This is a genomic window from Streptomyces sp. NPDC007205 (genome assembly GCF_040634095.1).
Classification (GTDB): Bacteria; Actinomycetota; Actinomycetes; order Streptomycetales; family Streptomycetaceae; genus Streptomyces.
In genome coordinates this window covers 1-23,733 of sequence record NZ_JBEYEW010000032.1, presented here as the reverse complement: position 1 = coordinate 23,733, position 23,733 = coordinate 1, and the positions used below count along the sequence as shown (strand labels likewise).

20 protein-coding genes and 8 pseudogenes are annotated in these 23,733 nt (G+C 71.3%); 17 read left to right on the top strand and 11 right to left on the bottom strand.

All coding sequences use genetic code 11. The annotated features are described in order from the left end of the window. Positions 1-130 precede the first annotated feature (130 nt). The 4 genes and pseudogenes from ABZ624_RS33795 to ABZ624_RS33780 all read right to left on the bottom strand — a co-directional run. Positions 131-562: pseudogene (locus ABZ624_RS33795) on the bottom strand (TipAS antibiotic-recognition domain-containing protein); the annotation flags it as partial. Positions 563-637: 75 nt separating this feature from the next. Then, complete coding sequence (locus ABZ624_RS33790; RefSeq protein WP_360097762.1) at positions 638-1,939, bottom strand: alpha/beta fold hydrolase; 1,302 nt, start codon at positions 1,937-1,939, stop codon at positions 638-640. A 131-nt stretch (positions 1,940-2,070) separates the two neighbouring features. Next, complete coding sequence (locus tag ABZ624_RS33785; RefSeq protein ID WP_360097759.1) at positions 2,071-3,096, bottom strand: LacI family DNA-binding transcriptional regulator; 1,026 nt, start codon at positions 3,094-3,096, stop codon at positions 2,071-2,073. An 81-nt stretch (positions 3,097-3,177) separates the two neighbouring features. Next, positions 3,178-3,413: pseudogene (locus tag ABZ624_RS33780) on the bottom strand (Tat pathway signal sequence domain protein); the annotation flags it as partial. Between the two features lie 2 nt (positions 3,414-3,415). Between ABZ624_RS33780 and ABZ624_RS33775 the strand changes: the two are divergent. From ABZ624_RS33775 to ABZ624_RS33755, 5 genes and pseudogenes are all read left to right on the top strand, one after another. Next, a pseudogene (locus ABZ624_RS33775) lies at positions 3,416-3,709 on the top strand (FGGY-family carbohydrate kinase); the annotation flags it as partial. An 88-nt stretch (positions 3,710-3,797) separates the two neighbouring features. Then, positions 3,798-4,553 (top strand): (Fe-S)-binding protein, encoded by a 756-nt coding sequence (locus ABZ624_RS33770; protein WP_360097756.1) that lies wholly within the window; start codon positions 3,798-3,800, stop codon positions 4,551-4,553. After that, on the top strand, positions 4,550-6,028 hold the full coding sequence (locus tag ABZ624_RS33765) for a LutB/LldF family L-lactate oxidation iron-sulfur protein (RefSeq protein ID WP_360097753.1): 1,479 nt from the start codon (positions 4,550-4,552) through the stop codon (positions 6,026-6,028). Before ABZ624_RS33770 ends, ABZ624_RS33765 begins: the two co-directional genes overlap by 4 nt. After that, complete coding sequence (locus tag ABZ624_RS33760; RefSeq protein ID WP_360097750.1) at positions 6,025-6,666, top strand: lactate utilization protein C; 642 nt, start codon at positions 6,025-6,027, stop codon at positions 6,664-6,666. Before ABZ624_RS33765 ends, ABZ624_RS33760 begins: the two co-directional genes overlap by 4 nt. A gap of 238 nt (positions 6,667-6,904) precedes the next feature. Next, complete coding sequence (locus ABZ624_RS33755) at positions 6,905-8,059, top strand: betaine/proline/choline family ABC transporter ATP-binding protein (RefSeq protein WP_360097747.1); 1,155 nt, start codon at positions 6,905-6,907, stop codon at positions 8,057-8,059. A gap of 6 nt (positions 8,060-8,065) precedes the next feature. Here the strand turns inward: ABZ624_RS33755 and ABZ624_RS33750 are convergent, their stop codons facing one another. From ABZ624_RS33750 to ABZ624_RS33735, 4 genes and pseudogenes are all read right to left on the bottom strand, one after another. Further along, entirely contained in the window at positions 8,066-9,151 is a 1,086-nt protein-coding gene (locus ABZ624_RS33750; protein ID WP_360097744.1) for an ABC transporter substrate-binding protein, read from the bottom strand. Between the two features lie 248 nt (positions 9,152-9,399). Continuing rightward, positions 9,400-10,071, bottom strand: coding sequence for an ABC transporter permease (locus tag ABZ624_RS33745; protein WP_360097741.1), 672 nt, complete (start codon positions 10,069-10,071; stop codon positions 9,400-9,402). Between the two features lie 28 nt (positions 10,072-10,099). Then, positions 10,100-10,843: an ABC transporter permease gene (locus ABZ624_RS33740; RefSeq protein ID WP_360097739.1), complete on the bottom strand. Its 744-nt coding sequence runs from the start codon at positions 10,841-10,843 to the stop codon at positions 10,100-10,102. 179 nt (positions 10,844-11,022) lie between these two features. Beyond that, a pseudogene (locus tag ABZ624_RS33735) lies at positions 11,023-11,379 on the bottom strand (TetR/AcrR family transcriptional regulator); the annotation flags it as partial. Between the two features lie 9 nt (positions 11,380-11,388). Here ABZ624_RS33735 and ABZ624_RS33730 point away from each other — a divergent pair. The 3 genes and pseudogenes from ABZ624_RS33730 to ABZ624_RS33720 all read left to right on the top strand — a co-directional run. Further along, positions 11,389-12,060 (top strand): annotated as a pseudogene (locus ABZ624_RS33730) (MoxR family ATPase); the annotation flags it as partial. Then, complete coding sequence (locus ABZ624_RS33725; protein WP_360097736.1) at positions 12,057-13,409, top strand: VWA domain-containing protein; 1,353 nt, start codon at positions 12,057-12,059, stop codon at positions 13,407-13,409. The pseudogene ABZ624_RS33730 and the gene ABZ624_RS33725, both read left to right, overlap by 4 nt. Before the next feature lie 118 nt (positions 13,410-13,527). Beyond that, on the top strand, positions 13,528-14,502 hold the full coding sequence (locus tag ABZ624_RS33720; RefSeq protein WP_360097733.1) for a pyridoxal-phosphate dependent enzyme: 975 nt from the start codon (positions 13,528-13,530) through the stop codon (positions 14,500-14,502). 119 nt (positions 14,503-14,621) lie between these two features. Here ABZ624_RS33720 and ABZ624_RS33715 read toward each other — a convergent pair whose 3' ends face one another. After that, on the bottom strand, positions 14,622-14,978 hold the full coding sequence (locus ABZ624_RS33715; protein ID WP_360097730.1) for a cupin domain-containing protein: 357 nt from the start codon (positions 14,976-14,978) through the stop codon (positions 14,622-14,624). A 432-nt stretch (positions 14,979-15,410) separates the two neighbouring features. Between ABZ624_RS33715 and ABZ624_RS33710 the strand changes: the two are divergent. The 3 genes and pseudogenes from ABZ624_RS33710 to ABZ624_RS33700 all read left to right on the top strand — a co-directional run. Continuing rightward, positions 15,411-15,702, top strand: a pseudogene (locus tag ABZ624_RS33710) (sigma-70 family RNA polymerase sigma factor); the annotation flags it as partial. Further along, on the top strand, positions 15,699-16,061 hold the full coding sequence (locus ABZ624_RS33705) for a hypothetical protein (protein WP_360097727.1): 363 nt from the start codon (positions 15,699-15,701) through the stop codon (positions 16,059-16,061). The pseudogene ABZ624_RS33710 and the gene ABZ624_RS33705, both read left to right, overlap by 4 nt. 91 nt (positions 16,062-16,152) lie before the next feature. After that, complete coding sequence (locus ABZ624_RS33700) at positions 16,153-17,118, top strand: pirin family protein (RefSeq protein WP_360097724.1); 966 nt, start codon at positions 16,153-16,155, stop codon at positions 17,116-17,118. Between the two features lie 474 nt (positions 17,119-17,592). Here ABZ624_RS33700 and ABZ624_RS33695 read toward each other — a convergent pair whose 3' ends face one another. Then, entirely contained in the window at positions 17,593-17,859 is a 267-nt protein-coding gene (locus ABZ624_RS33695; RefSeq protein WP_360097721.1) for a hypothetical protein, read from the bottom strand. Between the two features lie 387 nt (positions 17,860-18,246). Between ABZ624_RS33695 and ABZ624_RS33690 the strand changes: the two genes are divergently transcribed. The 4 genes and pseudogenes from ABZ624_RS33690 to ABZ624_RS33675 form a co-directional block, all read left to right on the top strand. Beyond that, on the top strand, positions 18,247-18,681 hold the full coding sequence (locus ABZ624_RS33690) for a hypothetical protein (protein ID WP_360097718.1): 435 nt from the start codon (positions 18,247-18,249) through the stop codon (positions 18,679-18,681). Positions 18,682-19,709: 1,028 nt separating this feature from the next. Next, complete coding sequence (locus ABZ624_RS33685; protein ID WP_360097715.1) at positions 19,710-20,738, top strand: hypothetical protein; 1,029 nt, start codon at positions 19,710-19,712, stop codon at positions 20,736-20,738. A gap of 55 nt (positions 20,739-20,793) precedes the next feature. Next, positions 20,794-20,898: pseudogene (locus ABZ624_RS33680) on the top strand (IS5/IS1182 family transposase); the annotation flags it as partial. Positions 20,899-21,051: 153 nt separating this feature from the next. Continuing rightward, a pseudogene (locus ABZ624_RS33675) lies at positions 21,052-21,601 on the top strand (IS5 family transposase); the annotation flags it as partial. An 84-nt stretch (positions 21,602-21,685) separates the two neighbouring features. On the opposite strand, the gene ABZ624_RS33670 reads toward ABZ624_RS33675, so the two are convergent. Beyond that, entirely contained in the window at positions 21,686-22,093 is a 408-nt protein-coding gene (locus ABZ624_RS33670; protein ID WP_360097712.1) for a hypothetical protein, read from the bottom strand. 135 nt (positions 22,094-22,228) lie between these two features. Between ABZ624_RS33670 and ABZ624_RS33665 the strand changes: the two genes are divergently transcribed. Both ABZ624_RS33665 and ABZ624_RS33660 read left to right on the top strand, forming a co-directional pair. Beyond that, positions 22,229-22,363, top strand: a complete 135-nt coding sequence (locus ABZ624_RS33665) for a hypothetical protein (protein WP_360097709.1) — start codon at positions 22,229-22,231, stop codon at positions 22,361-22,363. Between the two features lie 490 nt (positions 22,364-22,853). After that, positions 22,854-23,525, top strand: a complete 672-nt coding sequence (locus tag ABZ624_RS33660; RefSeq protein ID WP_360097706.1) for a hypothetical protein — start codon at positions 22,854-22,856, stop codon at positions 23,523-23,525. Positions 23,526-23,733: the final 208 nt, after the last annotated feature.

The window sequence follows — 23,733 nt, the reverse complement described above, 5'->3', positions numbered from 1 at the left end:
CGGTCTCGGCGGCCCTGCTGCAGGCCCGCTGCCGCACCGCCCGATCGAGGGCCTCGGCGAGCCGGCCGGCGCTCAGGCCGGCGAACGGAAGGGGCTCGTGGCGGCGCCGATCGCGGCGAGTCGCGCCGTCACGGCGCGAGGCGTTGGCGTGGATCGCCCTGCTGACATAGGCGGCGAGTCCGAGCCGTCCGTGTGACGGCGGGACGAGGAGGGCGAAGGCGCGCGGTCGGCGGCGAGGGTCGTCCGCGAGACGCCGGTGCATGTCCGCGACGGGCACGGGGCGAACCAGCGGGTGAGATGGCGGCGGTGCTGCTCGGGGAGGTCCATCGCCCGTCTGCCGTCGGCGGGTTCGTCCGCGTCGGGCGGCGAGCAGCTCGCCCCGCCAGGCGGCGGCCTCACTCATGAGCTGCCGCCAGTCCTCCTTGGTGTGCGCCCCGGCCCGCGCCATCGCCTCGCGGTACGCCGCCGAATACCGCCATTTCAGCTGGGCCGCGGTGGCGTAGCTGAGGTCGAAGGAGATCTCACCGAAGACCTCGAAGCGTTCCTCGGGCGTGAGCGGTAGCCGGCGCGGCGAACGCCGCCACCTGCCCCACCGAGTAGCCCATGTGCCTGGGGAGGGTCAACTCGGCGCGGCGCCTCACACCTCGTCGCGCGCCAGCGCCAGCAACCTGTCCAGGACCCTCGGGGCGCCCATGCGCAGGCCGTCGTGTTCGAACTCGTCCGTGACCCAGGTGCGCAGGCCACGGACCGTGCGCGCGGTCTGAAGGGAGTGGGCCGTGTCGACGTACATGTCGTCGTGGTAGACGGCCGCCACGACCGGGACCTCGTTGGCGGCGAGGCGAGCGGGATCGTACAGGGGCTGCCAGTCGGTGCGGGCTGCGAGCAGGTCGGCGGTCTCGCGCAGCGGGCGCAGGGCCGGGTCGGTCTCGAACATCCAGGGGTGGATCGTCTCGCCGGTGAGGAGCACGGGGCCGTCGCCCGTGAGGGCCTTCGCCGCGTCGAACTGCGGGAACTCGCCGCGGACCCGCTCGGCGGCCCAGGCGGTGGGGCGGGTGTCCTGCCCGTAGATCGACTCGTGGACGAGTGCGTAGAGGGGATGTGCGGCGTACGACAGGAGGGACTGGGCCTGCTCCTGGAAGGCGTCCGACAGCTCCGGGCCGCCGGGCGTGCGCACGAAGGCGTCCTCCAGGAGGTGGTGCAGCCGATGGCTGCCGTCGCTCGTGCCGAGCATCAGGCCGAAGGACTGGAAGGCCTCGACGGTGAACCGGTAGCCGTTCGGGAGGACCACGTTGTGGGTGAGGAGGTGGTCGGCGATGTGGCGGACCCGGTCCACGTCCTGCGGGTAGCGGGCGTAGTGCGCGGTGACCTTGCGTTCGATGCGCGGGTAGGCCGCCCGGTAGACGTCGTCGGCATGGGCGTGCAGGGAGGGCAGGCCGCCGGTGATGACGGCGGTGGCGAGGCCTTCGGGGGCGAGGGAGAGGTACGACACCGTGCAGAAGCCGCCGAAGCTCTGGCCGAGCACGGTCCACGGGGCGCCGCCGGTGACCTCGGGGCGGATGGTCTCGCAGTCCCGGACGATGGAGTCGGCGCGGAAGAGCGTGAGGTAGTCGGCCTGTTCGGCGGGGCCGCCGCGCAGCGGGAGCGTCTGCCGGGTGGCGGGTGTGGAGCTGCCGGTGCCGCGCTGGTCGAGGAGGAGGACGCGATAGTCCTTCAGGGCTCGGTCGAGCCAGGCCTGACGCCCGACGAAACGATTCGCTCCGAAGCCTGGACCACCCTGGAGATACAGCAGCCACGGCAGCTCCTGCCCGGCCTTGTCGCTCGCGACCACCTCGCGGGCGTACAGCTCGATCGTCTCCCCGTACGGGTCGGCGTGGTCGAGGGGCACGGTGAAGCGGCGGTCGGTGAGGATGACGCCGGGCTGGCGGTAGCTGAGGCTCAACGGGTCTCCCGGGACGGGATGGGACGGATGCCACGGACGCGTCCCAGTGCAGCACATGACCCGGGCGCGCGCCGAGCCCCGGGATCATGGATTGTTACTGAACTTCCGGTCAGCTACGGCCGGGGCAGGGCTCAGCGTGCGGCGAGGCTGGAACGGCGTACCACCAGCTCCGGCTGGAGCACCACCCGGCGGTGCTCGTGCGTCCGCTCGTCCTCGCCCTGCCCGGTCTCCTCCAGCAGCAGTTCGGCGGCGAGGGCGCCCATAGTGACGGCGGGCTGCCGTACGGAGGTCAGCGGTACGGCAGCCGCCGCCGCGAACTCGATGTCGTCGTAGCCGACGATCGCGAGGTCGTCGGGGACGGTGACGCCCGCCGCGTACAGGGCCTGCAGGACGCCCAGGGCGAGCAGGTCGTTGGCGCAGAACACGGCGGTGGGCCGGTCGGCGAGGCCCAGCAGACGGGCGCCCGCGTCCCGGCCGGCGGCCACGTCGAGGCGTTCGGTGGGCAGCTCGCGCAGCGCGTCGGGGCCGAGCCCGGCCTCAGCGAGCGCGTTCAGGGCGCCGGTACGGCGGTCCCGGACCTGGTGGAACCCGGGCGGCCCGCTGACATAGGCGATCGAGCGGTGTCCGGCGTCCACCAGGTGCCGGACCGCGAGCGCGCCGCCGGCCACGTCGTCCACGGACACCGAGCACTCGGTGGTGCCCTCGGCGACCCGGTCGACCAGCACGAACGGGATGTTGTGCCGGCGGAAGGTCTCGATGTTGCGGCCGGTGGCGTCGGCCGGGGTGAGCAGCACGCCCCGCACTCGCTGCTCGGCGAAGAGGGCCAGGTACTCGGCCTCCTCGGCGGCGTTCTGCGCGCTGTTGCACACCATCACGCCGAGCCCCGCCGCGCGGGCCGCCCGCTCGGCACCCCGCGCCACGTCGACGAAGAACGGGTCGCCCATGTCGAGCACGAGCAGGCCCATGATCCGGCTGCGGCCCGCGCGCAGCTGACGCGCGGACTCGCTGCGGACGTACCCGAGCCGGTCGATCGCGGACAGCACCCGCGCCCGGGTCTCGCCGGCGACGGTGTCCGGGCGGTTGATGACGTTCGACACCGTGCCCACCGACACTCCGGCGGCGCGGGCGACGTCCTTGATACCCACCGACTGGGCCATCGGGCGAAGACCTCCAAGGGGCGAAGAGGGGCGGCGGGCGACCCTTGACATTACCCGCACGCCGCCCCGCTGCGGACAGGGTCAGGCGGGCAGCGCGAAGTCGACGACGTGCAGCGCCGAGGGTGTCGTACCGCTGGACCTCTCCGGTACAGGAACGACAGGACGTTGTCCGCCCGGACCCGTGTCTCGTCGATCACGACCTCACCGAAGGCGTTCAGGTCGCCGCCGTCGTACAGGAGCGTCCAGTCGGTGTACCCGGAGGCCTTCGACGCGCCGGCGATCCGGCCGTGAGGGAGGACCGCGTAGGCGTTGTCGTACGCAGCGGCTGGCCGACCATCCGGTGGACGTGGTGTACGTCGTCGTCGGCGGCGGCACCCGCAACGCGCTGCTGTGCCAGCTGACGGCCGACGCCTGTGGGCTGCCCGTGGTGGCGGGCGCGACGGAGGCGGCGGCCCTGGGCAACGTCCTCGTCCAGGCCCGGGCCCACGGGCTGGTCGGGGACCTGGCCGCGATGCGCCGGCTGCTCACCCGTACCCAGCCGCTGGCCCGGTACGGGCCCCGGGGCGACGGCACCCGCCGGCGGGAGGCTGGGGCGCGGCTCGCCATGCGGTGAGGGCGTCGGCCCCGGCGAGGCCGTCTCCCCTCGGCGGTGTCCGCCCACTACCCTGCACTCGTCCGATGACCGACCCCGAGGAGCCGCGATGCGTGTCGCTCTGTTCCTGACCTGTGTCAACGACACGCTCTATCCGGACACCGGCCGTGCCGTGGTGAAACTGCTGACCAGGCTGGGGGTCGACGTGGACTTCCCGATGGGCCAGAGCTGCTGCGGACAGGCGCACTACAACACCGGCTACCGGCACGAGGCCGAGCCGCTGGCCCGGCACTTCTCCGATGTCTTCCGGCAGTACGAGGCGATCGTGACCCCGTCCGGGTCCTGCGGGGCGATGGTGCGGGAGCTGTATCCCCGGATGGGCGAGCGGGCCAGGGCCGAGGGGCGCGGGGACTCGCTCGCGCGGACCGTGGCGCCGGTGGTGCCGAAGACGTACGAGCTGACGGAGTTCCTGGTGGATGTGCTGGGGGTGACGGATGTGGGCGCCTGCTACCCGCACACGGTCACCTATCACCCGACCTGCCACGGGCTGCGCGGCCTGGGGCTGGGCGACCGGCCGCGCCGGCTCCTCCAGGCCGTCAAGGGGCTGGAACTGGTCGAGTTGCCGGGTGCCGAGGAGTGCTGCGGGTTCGGTGGCACGTTCGCGCTGAAGAACGCCGAGGTGTCGGCGGCGATGGGCGCGGACAAGGTGCGCAACGCCGAGTCGACCGGCGCGGAGGTGCTGTGCGCGGCCGACAACTCGTGTCTGATGCACATCGGCGGCACGATGAGCCGGCTGCGGACGGACATGCGGCCGGTGCACATCGCGGAGATCCTGGCGAGCACGGAGGAGGAACCGGCGGCATGAGCGGAACGTTCGTCGGCATGCCGGCCTTTCCGGAAGCGGCGCGCGCTGCGGTCCACAACCCCACGTTGCGGGACAACCTACGCCATGCCACGCACACCATCCGGGCCAAACGGGCCCGCGCGGTGGCCGAGCTGGACGACTGGGCGCCGTTGCGCGAGGCGGGGCGCCGGATCAAGGACCACACGCTGCGCCATCTCGACCGGTATCTGGAGCAGTTGGAGGAGTCGGTCACCGCGGCGGGCGGTACGGTCCACTGGGCGGCGGACGCCGACGAGGCCAACCGGATCGTCACGGACCTGGTGAAGGCGACCGGTGAGTCGGAGGTCGTCAAGGTCAAGTCGATGGCCACACAGGAGATCGGGCTCAACGAAGCCCTTCTCGAAGAGGGCATCCGCGCCTACGAGACCGATCTCGCCGAACTGATCGTGCAGCTGGGCAAGGACCGGCCCTCGCACATCCTGGTGCCGGCCATCCACCGCAACCGGGGTGAGATCCGGGACATCTTCCGCTCCGAGATGGGCGCGTGGGGCCGGCCGGCTCCCGAGAACCTGACCGACACGCCCGCCGAACTCGCCGAGGCGGCCCGGCTGCATCTGCGGGAGAAGTTCCTGCGGGCCAGGGTCGGTGTCTCGGGCGCCAACTTCATGGTCGCCGAGACCGGCACCCTGGTGGTCGTCGAGTCCGAGGGCAACGGCCGGATGTGTCTGACCCTCCCCGAGACACTGATCTCGGTCGTCGGCATCGAGAAGATCGTGCCCACCTGGCGGGACCTGGAGGTCTTCCTGCAGACCCTCCCCCGCTCCTCCACCGCCGAGCGCATGAACCCGTACACGAGCATGTGGACCGGCACGGCGGACGAGGACGGGCCGCGGAGCTTCCACCTGGTGCTGCTCGACAACGGCCGCACCGACACCCTCGCCGACCAGGTGGGCCGCCAGGCCCTGCGCTGCATCCGCTGCTCGGCCTGTCTGAACGTGTGCCCGGTGTACGAGCGGGCGGGCGGCCACGCCTACGGCTCGGTCTATCCGGGTCCGATCGGCGCGATCCTCAGCCCCCAGCTCCGGGGCACCGCAAGCGAGATCGACGCCTCGCTGCCGTACGCGTCGAGCCTGTGCGGCGCCTGCTACGACGTGTGCCCGGTGGCCATCGACATCCCCGAGGTGCTGGTGCATCTGCGGGAGCGGGTCGTGGAAGGCGGCCCGGCGGTGCGGCAGGGCAACAAAGTGGTGCTGAAACCGGCCAAGGGACACGCGGCCGAGCGGGCGGCGATGCGCGCGGCGCGCTGGGCGTTCGCCCACCCCGGCGCCCTGCGTGCCGGTCAGCGGCTCGCCTCCCGCACCCGCCGGCTGCACCCTCGTACCCTGCCGGGCCCGGGGAAGGCGTGGAGCGCCACCCGGGATCTGCCGCGGGTGCCCGCGGAGCCCTTCCGGGACTGGTGGCAGCGCACGCGCGGCGGAAAGGACGGCGCCAAGTGAGCAGCAGGGACAGGATCCTGGGCCGGGTGCGGCGGGCACTCGCCGACGTGCCACCCGACGACCGGCCGTACGAGGAGGCCGTGCCCCGGGACTATCTGCGCGAGCACGGGGAGCGCACGGCGGAGCAGACGGTGGAGCTGCTGGCCGGGAACCTGGCGGACTACCGGGCGATCGTGCACCGCGCCGACGCGGAGGAACTGCCGCTGCTCGTCATGCGGCTGCTGGCCGGGCACGGCGCGCAGGAGGTGCTGGTGCCGCCCGGGCTGCCGCCGCAGTGGATGGCCGCCGCGGACCCGGTGCGGATCCACGACCGGGCAGCGAGCACCCCGCAGCGGCTGGACCGGGTGGACAGCGTGGTGACGGGGTGCGCCGTGGCGATCGCCGAGACCGGCACGATCGTCCTGGACGGTTCTCCGGACCAGGGCCGGCGCCGTATCTCGCTCATCCCGGACCACCACATCTGTGTCGTGCGCGTACCCGATCAGGTCGTCTCCTCGGTCCCGCAGGCCCTCGAACGCCTGGACCCGGCACGCCCGTTGACCTGGATCTCCGGCCCGTCCGCCACCAGTGACATCGAACTGGACCGGGTGGAGGGCGTGCACGGACCGCGCAAGCTGGAAGTGATCCTGCTGAGCTGACCTGCCGCCGAGGAAGCCGACGGAGAGCGGTCTGTCGTCGTCCTACATCGCACGCCGTCAGTCATGCCGTCACCCCTTCGACCTTCCGCAGTTGTATCGATTTAGGGCGATCGGGGAGCAATCGAGGGGTGAAACTATGGGGGTGACGATGGATGCGCCCGTAGACCCGGCACAGGTTGCTTGAGTCGTTTCAGTGTGCGGGAGAGCAGGCGGCGGGCGGCGCCGTTAGCGTGAGGGAATGATCCGGTTCGAGCACGTCACCAAGCGGTATCCGGACGGTACGACGGCTGTGGACGGTCTCTCCTTCGAGGTGGCGGAGGGGGAGCTGGTCACGCTCGTCGGCCCGTCGGGCTGCGGCAAGACGACGACCATGATGATGGTGAACCGGCTCATCGAGCCGACCTCCGGCCGGATCCTCGTCGACGGCGAGGACATCGCCGGCGTCGACCCGGTGCGGCTGCGCCGCCGTATCGGGTACGTCATCCAGCAGGTGGGCCTCTTCCCGCACCGCACCGTCCTGGACAACACCGCGACCGTGCCCGCGCTGCTCGGCTGGAAGCGCGTGAAGGCGCGGGCGCGGGCCGCCGAACTGCTGGACCTGGTGGGGCTGGACCCGAAGACGTACGGGCCGCGCTACCCGGAACAGCTGTCCGGCGGGCAGCGGCAGCGGGTCGGCGTGGCGCGGGCGCTCGCGGCGGATCCGCCTGTGCTGCTGATGGACGAGCCGTTCGGGGCGGTCGACCCGGTCGTGCGGGAGCAGTTGCAGGACGAGTTCCTGCGCATGCAGGCTGCCGTGCGCAAGACGGTGCTGCTGGTCACGCACGACATCGAGGAGGCCGTCCGGCTCGGGGACCGCATCGCCGTCTACGGGCAGGGCCGGATCGAGCAGTTCGACACGCCGGGCGCGGTGCTCGGGGCGCCCGCGACCCCGTACGTCGCCGGTTTCGTGGGCTCGGACCGGGGGTTGAAGCGGCTGTCGGTCACCACGATCGAACCGGACGACCTCGAACAGCCGCCCGTGGCCCGGCTGGAGGAGCCCGCCGAACGCGCCGTCGAGCGGCTGCGGGCCGAGGGCGCGCGGTGGACGGTGGTCCTCGACGGGCACGGCGATCTGCACGGCTGGGCCGGGATCGACGAACTGGCGGCGGGCGGCCGGGTCGGGGACCTGGCCCACCGGATGACCGCATGGGTGCCGGTGGGCGCGCCGCTGAAGCAGGCGTTCGGGGTGATGCTCCAGTACGACGCCGGGTGGGTCGCGGTGCTGGACGGCGCACGCTTCCTCGGCGTGCTCACCCCGGCGAAGCTGCACGAGGCGCTGCGCCGCTCGGTGGACGCGGATGCGCGGGGCGTGACGCGGGGGCAGGTGCCGTTCGACTCGGTGGCGGACGCGTGAGGCCTTTCACTTCAGCAGGCCCTCTTCCTTGAGGTAGATCCGGGCCACGTCGGCGGGCAGCCGGCGCCAGCTGTCGACCTGCTGGTTCAGCTGTGCCAGGTCCTTCGTCGTGAGAACGTCGTTGAGCTTGCCGAGCGCCTGGGCGACGCGGTCGCTGCCGGCGCGGGAGCGGTTGACGACCGGGACCACGTAGTCGGCGTTCTGCAGATGCCTGTCGTCGGCGAGCAGCACCAGGCCGAAGGAGTCCAGCGTGGCGTCCGTGGTGGTGGTCAGCACCATCTGGTCCCGGCCCTCCTGCACGGCCCGCTTCGCCTGTGTGGTGCCGACGCCCTTGGGGTCGACACCGGTGATGTCGATGCCGTACACCTTCTTCAACCCCGGCTTGCAGTACGGCCGTTGCACGCACTCGTCACCGGCGGCGAGCCGCACCTTCAGCTTCGCGGCGCCGACGTCGCCGAGGGTCTTGAGGTGGTGCTCGCGGGCGTAGGCGGCGCTGACCGCGAAGGCGTTCTGGTCCACGGCACGGCCGGGCGGGAGGACGGTGAGCCCACGGGGCGTGGCGAGCGTGCGCAGGGCCTTCATGGTGGCGGCGAGGTCGGGTGAGCCGACCGGTTTCGCGTCGGCGCCGTGGGTCCTGGCGTTCAGCCAGTCGGCGAAGGTGGCCGCGTACTCGGGCACGATGTCGATCTGCCCGGACTCCAGCGCCGGTTCGTACAGCTCCCGGTTGGCGACCGTGAGGATGGAGGTCCTGTACCCCGCCTGGTTCAGCAGCTGGGCATACATCTGGGCGAGCAGGTCGCTCTCGGTGAAACCGGCCGAGCCGATGGTCAGATGGCGACTGTCACCGGGCGGCGCGGTGACCTCACCACGGTTCTCCAGGGAGGGGCCGGTGGAACAGGCGGTGAGGGCGAGGAGGGTGAGAACGGCGAGAAGGGCGACCGCAGCGAGGACCCTTCTGGTGGGCCGTTCCAGGCGGGCGGGGGCTCCGCGCGTCGGCCGTTGGGGGCTTGCGGGGACGTCGCCCTCCGACCGTTGCGGGCCTGCGGGGGCGCCATCCGTCGACTCTTGCGGGACCGCAGAAGCACCACCCATCGACCCTCGCGGGACCGCAGAAGCACCACCCATCGACCGCTCCGGGCCTGCGCACGCTCTTCTCGTCAGCCGACCCGGACCTGCGGGGGCACCGCCCATCGGCCCTTGCGAGTCCGCAGGAGCACCGCCCGGCGGCCGCCCCCGGCCGCGGCCAACGCCGGTGGTCGGCCGCTCCTCGGCCGCGCCGATCGCCCACTGCCCCACGCCGGTCCCGGCTGTCGGCTGGCCCGCGCCCCGGCCCTGGCCGGTCATCGGCCGGACCGTGCCCACGTCGGCGTCAGCCGCTCCGCGAGCTCGAAGATGCCCTCGACGACCAGTGCGAAGACGGCGACGAGCAGGGCGCCGGCGACCACCTGGGGCGTGCTGGCGAGGTTGAAGCCGGCGGTGATGATCCGGCCGAGGCCGCCGCCCCCTGCCAGCGCGGCGATGGTGGCGGTGGCGACGAGCTGGACGGCGGCGATCCGCACCCCGTTCAGGATCAACGGCAGCGCCAGGGGCAGTTCCACGCGCAGCAGCATCTGCCGTCCGGTCATCCCCATGCCCCGGGCCGCCCGCACGACACCACGGTCGACCTCGCGCATGCCGACGTACGCATTGGTGAGCAGCGGCGGAACGGCGAACAGCACCAGAGCCACCACCGTGGGCCCCTCGCCCCACCTGCCGACCGGCGTCAGAAGCAGCAGGACCAGGACCGCGAAGGTGGGCACGGCCCGGCCGACGTTGGAGATGTTGACGGCGAGCGCGCCGCCCTTGCCGAGGTGGCCGAGGACCAGAGCGACGGGCAGCGCGACCAGGCAGCTGAGGACCAGGCAGACCACGGTGAGCGCCAGGTGCTGGAGCAACCGGTGCCGGATCCCGTCGTCGCCCGACCAGTGCGCGGGGTCGGCGAGCCAGTCCCAGGTCGCGGTGAGGGTGCTCATGCGCACCTCGCCCTCGTCCGAGCGGCACTCATGTCCGGCCCGCCTTCACCCCGATGGCCCTCGCGCGTGCCCGCCGGCGCCGTGGGGGCACGCGTGCGCGGCCCGCCCTGGTCCAGGGCGTGATCAGCCACTGCAGGCCCAGCAGGAGCAGGTCGGCGGCGACGGCGATCAGCACGCACAGCACGGACGCGGTGAGGACCTGGGCCTTGAAGTAGGTGTTCATGCCGGCGTAGATGAGGTTGCCGAGGCCGCCGAACCCGACGATCGCGCCGACCGTGACCAGGGACACCGCCGAGACGGTGGCGATGCGCAGGCCGGCCATCGCGGCGGGCAGGGCGAGGGGCAGTTCCACGGTGAGCAGCAGGCGGACCGGGCCGTAGCCGAGGCCGCGCGCGGCCTGCCGGGTCTCCTCCGGGACCGCGCGCAGGCCCGCGAGGATGTTCCGGACGAGCAGGGTGAGCGAGTACAGCACGAGCCCGGCGACGACGAGCGTGGCCGAGAGGCCGTACAGGGGCAGGAGCAGGGAGAACATCGCCAGCGAGGGGATCGTGTAGAGGACCGTCGTCACCGCGAGGACGGGTCCCGCCGCCCAGGCCCAGCGGCGGGCCAGCACGGCGAGCGGCACGGCGATGACCAGACCGATCAGGACCGACAGGGCGGTCAGTCGAAGGTGCTGCACGACCGCGTCGAGGAGGATGTGGCGGCGGGTGCTCAGATAGGCGCCGCAGAGCCACTCGTTGCGCGCGAGGCAGTCGTTCGGGGGCGCGGTCACGGTTTCATTGGACCGGGTGGCCGAGCGGACCGGCGCGCTGTGCTGGCCCACACGGGGCAAAGCCGGCCCACGCGGGGCAAGGCCGGCCCACGCGGGGCAAGGCCGGTCCCCACACGTGAGGCAAGGCCGGTCCCACACGGGCATGTGGGGTGCCGGGCCATTCCGAAGCAGGGCCCTGGCTAGTCCATCCCGGCCGCGTCCAGCAGCGCCGTCACCGTCGTCGTCGCCAGCCCGTCGTCCAGGTGCTCCACCTTCGCGCCCGCCCGTGCGCTGGCGCCGTCGAAGACCAGCAGGAGCTGGCGGGCGAGCAGCCCGGGGTCGCGGGCGCCGCCGCGCTCCGCCTCGGCGCGGAAAGCCGCGGCGAGCCGCTCCTTGACCGCGCGGGCGACCGCGCGGGCGGGGTGCTCCGGTTTCTTCAGCTCCACCAGGACGGCCAGGTAGGGGCAGCCGTGGTAGCCGGCGTCCACGGAGACCTGTTCCAGGCGCTGGAAGACGTACAGGATGCGCTCGCGCGGGGTCGCGGCCTCCGGGTCTGGGTGGGCGAACTGCGGCTGCAGTGCTACGAGGGCGTGGACGAGTCCCGGGCGCTGTACGAGTGGAACCACGCCAAGCAGCTGCTGCGGATCAGCGCCGGTCGCGACGAGAGCTGGGACGAGACCCGCACCGACATCTTCAGCGAGGAGTTCCTGCTCCCCCGCCCGCTGCTCACCGCCATCCGCGGTGACGAGCCGACGGTGCTGCTCATCGACGAGACCGACAAGGCCGACGTCGAGATGGAGGGCCTGCTGCTGGAGGTGCTCAGCGACTTCCAGATCACCGTCCCGGAGCTGGGCACGGTCACCGCGACCCGGCGCCCGTTCGTCGTCCTCACCTCCAACGCCGGACGGGAGCTGTCCGAGGCGCTGCGCCGCCGCTGCCTGTTCCTGCACATCGGCTTCCCCGAGGAGGAGCTGGAGCGGCGGATCGTACGGCTGAAGGTGCCGGGCCTCGGCGCGGCGCTGGCCGAGTCCGTGGTCCGGGTGGTCCGGGCGCTGCGCGCGATGGACCTGCGCAAGGCGCCGTCCGTGGCCGAGACCATCGACTGGGCGCGCACCCTGCTGGCCCTGGGCGCCGACACGCTGGACGAGATGGTCGTACGGGACAGTCTCGGGCTGATTCTCAAGCATCAGGACGACATCCAGAGGGCGGCGGCCAAGCTCGACCTGGACGCGCTGTGACCGCGGTAGCCGAGCGGATCACCGGCCTGGTCGGCGCGCTGCGCGCACACGGGGTGCGGATCGGCACGGGCGAGACGGTGGACGCGGCCCGCGCGGTGGAGGCGCTGGGGCTGGCGGACCGGGAGCGGCTGCGCGAGGGGCTGGCCGCGACGCTGCTGCACGGCCCGGGGCAGCGGGCGGTGTTCGACCCGGTCTTCGACCTGTACTTCCCGCGCGGCGTCGGCGGCCCGGACGGGGCATCCGGGGACCGGGAGGCGCTGCGCGACCGCCTGGCGCAGGCGCTGGCGGCCGACGACCGTGCCCTGATGGCCCGGTTGGCGACGGAGGCCGTCGACGGCTTCGGCGGATACGGCAGTTCGCCCGGCTCGGACGGCTGGTCGGCGTACCAGACCCTGGACCGGCTGCGCCCGCAGACCCTGTTGGCCCGGGTGCGGGCCGATGCCCGGGGCCGGGACGGCAGCGATGCCGGCTTCGCGGACCGGTTGCTGGACGACGAGATCCGGCACCGTATCGAGGAGTTCCGCCGGATGGTGGGGGCGGAGGCGCGGCGCCGGGTCGCCGAGCGGCGCGGGCGGGACGAGATCGCCCGGCGCGGTGTCGTACCGACCGCCGACCGGGTGGACTTCCTGTTCGCGAACCGGGACCAACTGGCCGAACTGCGCACGGCGGTTCACCCGCTGGCGCGCAAGCTCGCCACCCGGCTGGCCGCACGCCGCCGCAGGACCGCACGCGGCACCGTCGACCTGCGCCGCACCCTGCGTTCCTCGCTGTCGACGGGCGGGGTGCCGATGCGGCCGGTGCTGCGCCGGCGCCGCCCGGTCCGCCCCGAACTGGTGCTGCTCTGCGATGTGTCCGGCTCGGTGTCCGGCTTCTCGGACTTCACGATGCTGCTGGTGCAGGCGCTGCACGACCAGTTCAGCAAGGTCCGCGTGTTCGCGTTCGTCAACCGGCTGGACGAGGTGACCGGCCTGCTCGGCCACGGCCGCGCCGACCCCGACGGCTTGAGCGCCCGGATCCGCGCCGAGGCCACGCTGACCGGCTGGCACGGCAGCAGCGACTACGGCATGGCGCTGGGCGAGTTCGCCGAGCGGTACGGCGGCGCGGTGGGTCCGCGTACGACCGTGTTCGTCCTCGGGGACGCCCGGACGAACATGAGCGACCCGAACCTGGCCGCCGTACGCGAGGTCGGCCGACGGGCCCGCCGCGTGTACTGGCTCAACCCGGAGCCGCGCGCCCAGTGGGGCACCGGCGACTCGGCCGCGCCCGCCTACGCCGACCTGGTCGAGATGCACGAGTGCCGTACGGCCCGTCAGCTCAGCGCGCTGATCGCCCGGCTGCTGCCGGTGTGATCGACTACTCCGGGCAACGACCGCGATCGGCACCGCGATCCGCACTCTTGATCCGCACTCTCGATCCGCAGCTGAACCGACTTGAACCGCACCTGAACCGCACCGAAGGGCGTACGCCATGAGCCAGTCCCCCGTATCGCTCGGTACCTTCCCCACCCCCGTCGAGCCGGCGCCCCGGCTGGCCGCCGCGCTCGGGCTGGGCCCCGGGGACCTGTGGATCAAGCGGGACGACCTGACCGGTCTGGGCGGCGGCGGCAACAAGATCCGCAAGCTGGAGTGGGTGGTGGGCGCGGCCCTCGCCGAGGGCGCGGACACGCTCGTGACCACGGGTGCCCCGCAGAGCAACCACGCCCGGCTGACCGCCGCGGCGGCCGCCCGGCTGGGCCTTTCCGCCGTCCTCGTGCTGCGCGGCACACCGGGCGCCTCGCGCTCCGGGAACCTCGCGCTGGACGGGCTGTTCGGGGCGCGGCTCGTCTGGGCGGGCGAGGTGGACCGGGCGGGGCTGGACGCGGCGGCGGCCGAGGTGTGCGCGCGGCTGCGGGCCGGCGGTGCCCGGCCCGCGCTGATCCCGTTCGGCGGGTCGGGGGTGCTGGGCGCCCGTGGCTATCTGCGCTGCGGCGAGGAACTGGACGCGCAGCTGCCCGAGCTGCGGACGGTGGTGGTCGCGCTCGGCTCGGGCGGCACCATGGCCGGGCTGGTCGCGGCCCTGGGCACCGGTGCGGTGCTCGGCGTCGACGTGGGCGCGCTGGCCGACCCGGCGGCGGCCGTGGCGGAGTTCGCGGCGCCGCTCACCGCGGAGAAGGTCACGGCCGAGGCGCTGCGGGTGCGCCGGGACCAGGTGGGCGCCGGGTACGCGACGCTGACCGGCCCGGCGAGCGAGGCGCTCCGGCTCGCCGCCCGCACCGAGGGCCTGGTCCTGGACCCCGTCTACACGGCCCGGGCCCTCGCCGGCCTGCACGCGGCCGTCCGCGACGGTGACATCCGCCCGGGCGAGAAGACGGTATTCGTCCACACCGGCGGCCTCCCCGGCCTCTTCGGCCACCCGGACACCGTCACCTTCGCGGAGGAGGGGGCGGGAGCCTTGGAGGACTGAGGGCGCGGGTGACGCTTCTTGGGTGGCGGAGGAAGGCGGCACCGGACACCGGTACGGCGACCGGGTCGCACCGTGTGCGACCCGGTTCCGCGAGCGGGTGGAGCGCCGTGCCCGCTCGGTCAGTCCTTCGCGTACTCGTTCGCCATGGTCCCGGCGAAGTCGAAGACCACGACCTGTTCGTCACCCACCACCCAGGCGTCGTGGCCGGGCGGGCACACGAACACGTCGCCGGGGCCGATCTCGGCCTCGCCGCCGTCGTCCATGCGCAGGCGCATCCGCCCCTGCATCACATAGCCGTTGTGGTGGACCATGCAGCTCTCGGTGCCCGCGATCGGCGCCACGGACTCCGACCAGCGCCAACCCGGTTCGAACGTGCCGACCGCGAAGTCGAGCCCGGTCAGATGGAGCGCCTCGAGGTGGCCGCGGGGGAAGTCACGCCGTTCGTCCGGCTTCTCGACCGTCTTCACTTCCAGCATGACGGTGTCCTCCCTTCCGGCCGCTGAGCGCGGCCGGGGCCGGCCACCGTCCCCCGGCGGCCTCGGACGGCACCGGCGCTGCGGCGGCGGCCGTACCCCACCCCACCATCGTCGGCCCCGCGCCGGTGCGGCGCCATTCGGCTCGGACAACGATGCCGAGCGGGCAGCTGGAGCCCGTGGAAGGCACCGGAGCGGAGTGGCGCCCACGGGAAATCTCCCGGTCGTCGCCTGCAACCTCCGCCGGGGTCGGGCGTCTGTCCGGCTGGAGGCCTCCACTTCGGCCCCATGTCCGTACCCGGACGACCGAAGGAACCCATGTCCGCACACCGTGCGTCCCGGCCCGCCCCTGCCCGCAGGCTGCGTGCCGCCCTGGGGGTCTCCGCCGTGGGCGCGGCCCTGGCCGTCACCGGGCACCATGACCGCCGAGGCGGGGCCCGCTCGGTGCTGCGCCGGCGCAGGACCGTACGGGCGCACAGCCCCGCCCCCGCACAGCACGCGCCCGCCCCGGAGGAGGACGTGCTGCTGCACGAGGACCACCGGGAGGTGCTGGCCGGCGCTGCGCACCCTGACCCGGCGTCAGCGCGAGGTCCTGGTGCTGCGCTACTGGTCGCATCTGGGCGAGGCCGAGATCGCTGCGACGCTCGGTCTGTCGCGGGGTGCCGTCAAGTCCACGGCCGGCCGGGCCCTGGACGCCCTCGGCCTACGTCTGGAGGGGCTGCGATGAACGAGTCCGGTACCGGCACCGCGCAGACGCCGGTCGAGGAGCGGCTGCGGGCCCCGCTGGCCGCACGCGCCCACTCCATCGCTTCCGCCGACCTGCGCCCCCTGGGCCCGCCGACGGCCGCGTCCCGGCCCCGCCGCGTGCTGCAGTGCCGGGCCGTGCCGGGCGCGCCGGCGCTGGCCGCCGTGGCCGCGCTGATGTTCTTCACCGCGCACGGCGGTCCTTCCCGACCGGCCGAGCCGGCCCACGTCCCGCGTCCCACGTCCCGCGTCCCACGTCCGACGGTCGGCACGCCGTCCCCGGTGCCGAGCACGGCCACCCCGTCCACGGCCGAGCCGTCGCCGAGTGCGCCGCACCCGTGACCAGGCCATAAGTCAGTTGATTGGCTTAACCAAGGAAAATCCGTGATTCCGCACCCGCCGGTACGACGCTCGCCCCGCTAAGTTGGGCGCCATGAGCAACCTTGACCGCGCGCCCGTGCCCAGTGTCTGCGGCGGCCGCGGATTCGTCGTCGCCGAGCCCGTCCGCGAACTGCTGAGCCCCCGCCAGGTGAAGCTGGGTGAGTCGACCGAGGTGCGCCGGCTGCTGCCCAACCTCGGGCGTCGCATGATCGGCGCGTGGGCGTTCGTCGACCACTACGGCCCGGACGACATCGCCGACGAGCCCGGCATGCAGGTCCCGCCGCATCCGCACATCGGGCTGCAGACGGTGAGCTGGCTGCACGAGGGCGAGGTACTGCACCGCGACTCGACGGGCAGCCTGCAGACGATCGGGCCCCGGCAACTGGGCCTGATGACCTCGGGCCGCGCGATCAGCCACTCCGAGGAGAGCCCGCGCCCGCACGCCCGCTTCCTGCACGGCGCCCAGCTGTGGGTGGCACTGCCCGGCGAACACCGGCACACCGACCCGAAGTTCGAGTACCACCCGGACCTGCCCACGGTCACCGCGCCCGGCCTGACCGCCACAGTGATCCTCGGCGACCTCGACGGCTCCGCCTCGCCCGGTACGACGTACACCCCGATCGTCGGCGCCGACCTCGCCCTCGCCCGGGGCACGGACGTACGGCTGCCCCTGGAGCCCGACTTCGAGTACGGCGTCCTGGCCATGTCCGGCGAGGTCCATGCGGACGGCGTACCCGTGCTCCCCGGCTCGCTGCTCTACCTCGGCTGCGGACGCTCCGAACTACCGCTGCGCGCCGAGTCGGACGCCGCGATCATGCTGCTCGGCGGCGAGCCGTTCGCGGAGGAGCTGATCATGTGGTGGAACTTCGTCGCCCGCTCCCAGGAAGAGATCCTAGAGGCTCGCGAGGACTGGATGAAGGGCGTTCGTTTCGGCGAGGTGAAAGGCTACGACGGCGCTCCGCTGCCAGCACCCGAGCTGCCGCCCGTGCCATTGAAGCCGCGCGGAAGAGTGCGCTGACCTGGGGAGACGCCGGAACTGGTGGTCCGGGTCCCCGACCGCACCTCCGCATGGCCAGCGGCAACAGCTCTGCCGCTTCGGGCCCTGCTGGTCGAACAGCCCGAATCAGCCGGCGAGCCAACCGGATACTGGATGACCAACCTGCCCGCCACCACCCCAATCACCGACCTGGTCGGAAGCAGCCGCCTCAGCAGGGCATGTCCGGCGTGGCGGTCGTCGGCGCGCCGGAAGATGAACTCTCCCTCGTAGGGCACGGGCCGCGGGCGCAGCGCCCCGCTCTGGACGTCCTCGATCTCGACGCGCACACCGGCCGCGCTGCCGCTGTCTGCCATGCCCATGCTCGTTCGTGTCTCCGCATCGGTCCGGTCCTGGGCAGCCCCGCAGCTACTGGTGCGCGTCCGCCGACGCGGTTCACCGAAGTGGGGTCGGCTCGGCGCAGAGGGTGCGGCACGACCTTACTGGTGTGGCACGAACTTACTCCGGCCGTTGTGAGTGCCGGTTCGATCGTCGGCGCAGGGTGAAGGCGCAGCCGAGCATGCCGAGCCCCCAGGCGATCAGAAGGGCACCCCACAGCGGCATGGTCACCACCGGAATGAGCAGGCGGATCCTGATACTCGTGCGGTTCTCGAAGATGAAGACCAGCGCGATCACAGTGATCAGAGCGAACGGTGCGACGCGGCGGACGCCCGGGCGGGAAAAGAACGGCGTGTGCGCCTTGTGGTCTGTGCTGGTCTGAGCCATGAGGTTGTCTCTCCATCACGTTGCCCCTGCATCCAGCGTCCCCGTTCAGTGCGTGGCGCGCCACCGAAGTGGTCTGCTCTGCCGCGGCAACTCGTCCGGGCGTCGTACAGGGGATGGTGGTGGCTACGGCGACCACGCTACGACCTGTGCCTAAGGTGGGGCTCGTGGCCCTTTTGTCGGGTGGCTCCCGACACAATGGGCTGGTTACCCACACACCTATCGACATGGCTCTGGCCTGCACAGATTGCCTGCAAACCATTCTCTGATTCTGCCGTCCACGCGACCCGAGGTGCGAACCACACCCGACAGGACGAGATTGGAACTAGCCCAATCGGCCGAACGCGAAAGCGCGGTTGTGCGGGACCGTACGACGTGCAGGAGGCTGTGATGACCAGTCATGTGAGTGGAACTCGCCCGGACGCGGCAGTGCGGAGTTCCGCAAGAACCGGTCCTGGCAGCGGCTGGGTGGTTTTCGCCGCCGTTTTGATGATCTTCGGCGGGCTGATGACACTCTGCGCAGGTATCGCTGCCATCGCCAAAGGCGCTGTGTTCGTCGCTACCCGCACCTACGTGTTCCAGTTCAGTCTCACCGGATGGGGCTGGGTCCACCTGATCATGGGCATAGTCATCGCTCTCGCTGGTTTCGCCCTGTTCCGGGATGCCACCTGGGCGAGGGTCGTCGGCGTGGTGCTGACCGGCCTGTCCATGTTCGCGAACTTCCTGTGGATCCCGTACACGCCGTTCTGGGCGATCGTCCTGATCGCGATCAACGGCTTCGTCATATGGGCACTGTGCACCGCTCCGAGTCCGGCAGAGCGCTGAAGCAAGAAATGTCATCTTGCGCCCCGAAGAGACCGGCTTCGCGCATCTGCTGGCCTTGCTCTATGCGGTGATGCCTGGAGCCAATGTCATTTCCCACGCGCAACTGTGGCGTTCAACGAGTTGGCCGTGCTGTCCCGGGTCGACTGTGGCCGCGGTGCCGGCGGGCGAACCGCAATGCGGCAGCACCGGTGTGGCACGTTCGTGTCCCCGCGAGGCCATGATCCTCAGCGGGGACCAACCGGGGCGCCGGACCTGGTGATCAGCTCAGCTCGACGCGGAGCGACTCGAGGCCATCCGGGATCTCGTCGTCCTCTCTGAGGACATACAAGAACTTATCGCTGCGAGTCACAGCAACTGTGTGGCCGTAGTCGTCCCGTTGTTCCATCGCTCCCAACCCGAAGGAGTCAGGCCCGCAGGGCGAGCACGGGGATCAGCAGTCTGCACGACTTCGCTGTCGTACACAGCCTCACAGATCAGCGAATCGGCATCCTGCCTCGATGAGTCGGAGAACGGAGGTGGAGTCCGGCGAGGCGCAAGTCACAGCTCTCCATTTGCGCGCCTCAGCGAACACGGCGAAACTTGTGTAGGCGTCGCTCCCGCGCACATGCGGTGGGCCGGGCCGTGTCAAGGGCGAGTCCCGACACGGAGACATGGATAGGCAGGCAGAGAGGTCAACGGGCAGACGGCCGACGTGACTGTCGCCGCGCCGGAGCCTGTAGCTGACCTGGGCGGGAGATCACCGCCCCATGAGTGTCGGGCCGCCACTTCAAGAATCCGTAGATGGGTTCCCCGTCATGCAGCCTTTGTTGCGAACAGCCCGAGTGTCTGCGCTAGCCATGCTGGCCGTCTCGATGACGTTGACAGCCCCGTCGGCCGACGCCGGGATCCAGACCAGGCAAGCGGCAGTACCTACCGTCTCCTGCGGGTGGCCGGCCGTGGTAAGTCCCAGCAGACTGAACTTTGCCTTCCCCGAAACAAATGCTACGTACTGGATCATGCCCTACCACTTGGGTCAGGGAGATCAATTGGTGGCAGAGGGCACCTACCCATCGGCCCGCTTCACGTCGCTGACGACATACGACGTCAAGGGATCACCCCTCGACTCACTCCCTGACAAGGGGATAACCCCAACTTCCGGCAGCAAAAACCCGTTCACTGAAGCCCATGCCGGCACAAACCCCGCCCAGCACCGGTACCGCGTCACCGTGCAGACGGGCGTCAAAGCCGGGTCCGGCAACAACACCCTGGCCGCCGCCACCAACAGTGCCACGTCCGCAGCCGGATTCCTGGCGTTGAGGATCTACGTGCCGGCCAAGGCATCCGACCCCACGGGCGGAGCACCCCTTCCCACTCTGTCCGTCCACCACCACAACGGCAGGGTCAGCAACTATGCGACCTGCCCCAAAGCCGGTTCGCCACATGGTACTTCCGGGCCGCTGGCCACGTTCGTGCGGCAACTGGTGAAAACCAACGCGCCTCCCGGAGGATTCGAGGGATGCGGAAAGTCCACCCCGAGCGCCCCGGGCTTCGCAGTGCCCAACAAGGCCGGCGGGCTGTTCCCCAACCCATACAACAAGTACCTGTGCACTCCGATCAGCTACAAGTCCGGTCGCATAGCCGTCATCCGGGGCAAGGCACCGACGTTCCCCAACACCCGTGAAGGTCAGTCGGTGCTCACCAAAACCCAGCTCAGGTACTGGTCACTCTGCGAGAACCAGTGGCAGCTGCCCTATCCGTCAAGTTCCTGTGCCGCTGACTACCAGACGACCCTGGAGAAGAACGGGCGCTACACCTACGTGGTCTCCACACCGCAAGACCGTCCAGCCAACGCGACCACGGGCAACAAGGTGACCTGGATCTCCTGGGGCCCCACCAACGTCAACGGCATCCTGCTCTGGCGGAACATGCTCCCGGCAGACGAGTTCCACAACGCCGTCCAGAACGTCAAGCACGGTCAAGACCCGGCCTCGGTCATGGGTGACTACTACCCGACCATCACCTACTGCACCAAGGCCCAGTTCGCCAAGAGTGGACCTGACGCCTGCCCAGCCTCGTAACGCCAACGGAAATGTGCAGCGGGTACGAGGTGACCTCTCGCGAGGGTGAGGGCAACGACGGCACACGGAGGCCGGGGTTGCGTAGGCATACTCGTCCCGCGCCATCCGCGACCACCTGCGCAAGCGCGGAATCCGGGCAGTGATCCCCATCCCGGCGGAGCCTTCAGGGGCGCGCGCCGAGCCTTTGAGTATGCCCGGGCGTGAGAGCCCCGTTGACAAGACGAGACCGGCTCGCGCCCAGCAGTGTGGGCATGAAGTGTTCAATACTGGGACCGCGTGATTGGCGTGCACTGCTCTCGCTGAGAGCGAAGCCCTGCTGCTCGCCGAGCTGAACGCGGCGGTGAAGCTGGACTGGTCGCACTGCGTGGTCGGCTCCTCCCGCGTCAGGGGGTTGAAAGGGGGAGCCACACGGGCCCGTCACCGGTCGACCGGGGCCGGGCCGGCTGGAAGCACCACCTGATCACTGACGGGAACGGCACCCCGCTCACGGTCCTGCTGACCGGCGGCAACCGCAATGACGTCACCCGACTGCTGCCGTTGCTCGACGCGATCGCGCCAGTCCGTGGCCGCGTCAGCGGTCCCCGCCGCAAGGCGGACTCGCTGTTCGCCGACCGTGGCTAGGACACGATGTCTACCGCGATCAGGTCCGCGTGCGAGGCCTCATCCCGGCGATCGCCCGCCGAGGTACCTGGCACGGCACCGGTCTGGGCGCCTACCGGTGGGTGATCGAGCGGACTTTTGCGTGGCTGCATGGCCTCCGGCGTCTGCGGATCCGCTGGGAACGGCGGGCCGGCATCCACGAAGCCTTCCTCGAACTCGCCTGCTGCCTGATCACCCACCGAGAACTCGGGTCACTGTGTTAGCCGTTGTTGGCGGCCCGCTGCGGCGGCCCTCCCCGGAGCGGTGTGAGACGGGGAGGGACGACAGGATGGGCTGTACCGGGTCGGTCAGCGCGCCGGGACGAGTTCGACCTCCTTGTGGACGCCGGAGGCGTCGACGCCCGGGTAGAGGGCGACGCGGCCGGTGTTCCAGCGGACCAGGACGTCGTTGGGGACCTTGTTGGCGGTGAACGCGCCAGCCGTGACCACGGTGGCGTTGATCCATGCGGACTTGGGCTTCTGGATCGTGATCTCGCCGGGGACGCCGCGGGTGCTCAGACCCGGGTAGATGGTGGTCTCGCCGTCCTTCCAGCGCACCAGCAGGTCGCCGGTGGCCTTGCCGGTGAACTCGCCGTCGGTGATCTGGTCGGCGTAGATCCAGGTCTTGTTGTTGGGCTTGGCCAGCCGTGTTTCCTTGTTCACGCCGTTGGCGGCGAGGTCGGTGTAGAGCGAGGTCTCGCCGTCCTGCCAGATCACGACCAGGTCGTCGCGGCGGTTGCCCGTGGTGTAACGGCCGGCGGCGATCTGACGGGCGTCGGTGAACGCGCCGGCGGCGGCGAGCTGCGCGGATTCCCGCCTGCCGTCGCTGATCCCGCGCCTACGGTCCGGCGCATGATGGACCCCGAGGGGCTGGAGGGGATCGCCGCGCGACGCGCGGAGCTGGACGGACTCGAGGAACGGCTGGCCAACTTGCTGTCCGAGGTGCGGGCCGAGCGGGACGAGCTGGCCGTGGCCGAGCGGGTGTGAGCGGATGAGCGAGCAGATTGCCGACGAGCGGGCGGAGGCAGGGTCGGCGGTCGTTCAAGTGGCGGGTCGGGCAGCGTGGCTGGTCCCAGGCCACGCACCGGGTGTGGAGGGGGCGGCGTTGCCGTCGAAGTAACAGTGCATCCTCGCCGCCGTGCGGCAGGCTGCGGGCCCGGTGGCAACCCGGTAGATCGGCGAGGCGCTGGGCCTGGCCACCGGAGTGGGGGGCAACTGGAACTGCTGCGTGGGAAGCTGACGAAGCTGACCGACCGCGGCTCACCCTGCGCGCCACCAGGTTGATGTGTCACAAACATGTCCTTGAAGGCACACGCCCCGGTCACACCCGGGCTTACAGCCTGGTGACCTGCGCCACAAAGAGAAGCGTAGAGTGTCGAGGATCCACTTTTGGCGCGGTTCGTCGCACTGTCAACTCCCTGTACGGTTGCCCGGCAATTCAACGAACCGCAACAACGGGGGAATCACCGTGAACGCCATGAACACTGGTAAGGCCGTCCGGAGACTGAGCGGGCTCGCGGTCGTCGGGGCGCTCGCCCTGACCGCGACCGCTTGCGGCCCCGACGACTCGTCGGCCCAGTCCGCCCCGTCCTCCTCGGCCACCAGCGCGAGCGCGCCCAAGGGCGCGGCCACCCCGAGCGTGCCGAGCAGCGCTGCCACCGGCTCGGACGGCGCGAGCGGCGCCGGCGGGGCGGGCACTAAGGCGGGCCAGACCCTCAAGATGGGGCAGGCGGCTCACGTCCCGTTCTCGTACGGCACGTCGACGAAGGGCAAGATCGCCCTGACCGTCACCTCGATCGAGCAGGGCAATCCGTCCGACCTGGCCTCGCTGAAGCTCGGCGACCAGGCGAAGGGCAAGGTTCCCTACTACATCCGCTACTCGGTCACCAACGAGGGCGACTCCGACCTGGCCTACGCCAGCGTGGGCCACATGAAGGGCCACCTGGGGGACGGCACCGAGGCCCAGGACCTCATGATCATCGGCGACTTCGACAAGTGCAAGAGTGACGAACTCCCCCAGGGCTTCACCAAGGGCAAGGTCGCCCAGGGCTGCGCGGTGGCGCTCGCACCGTCGGCCTCGACGAAGGTCGTGTCGGCCGAGTACTGGGGCGAGCCCTTCACACTGGGCCAGGGCATCACCTGGAAGTAATCCGGGAACAGCCCCCGTCGGCCGGCCAGCCGACAGAACGCCGCCTCCGACCTGTTCTCGAGGGCCAGAGGCGGCTCTTGCCAATCACCGGCCCGCCGGCGGACGGCGGGATGGGGCCTTGACCCCGAATCCTGGACACGGGTTATGCGGCTGGTGTCAGCGTAGTTGATGTTGGTCGGGACGCTGTTTCGTAGGCGATCGGGCTGCG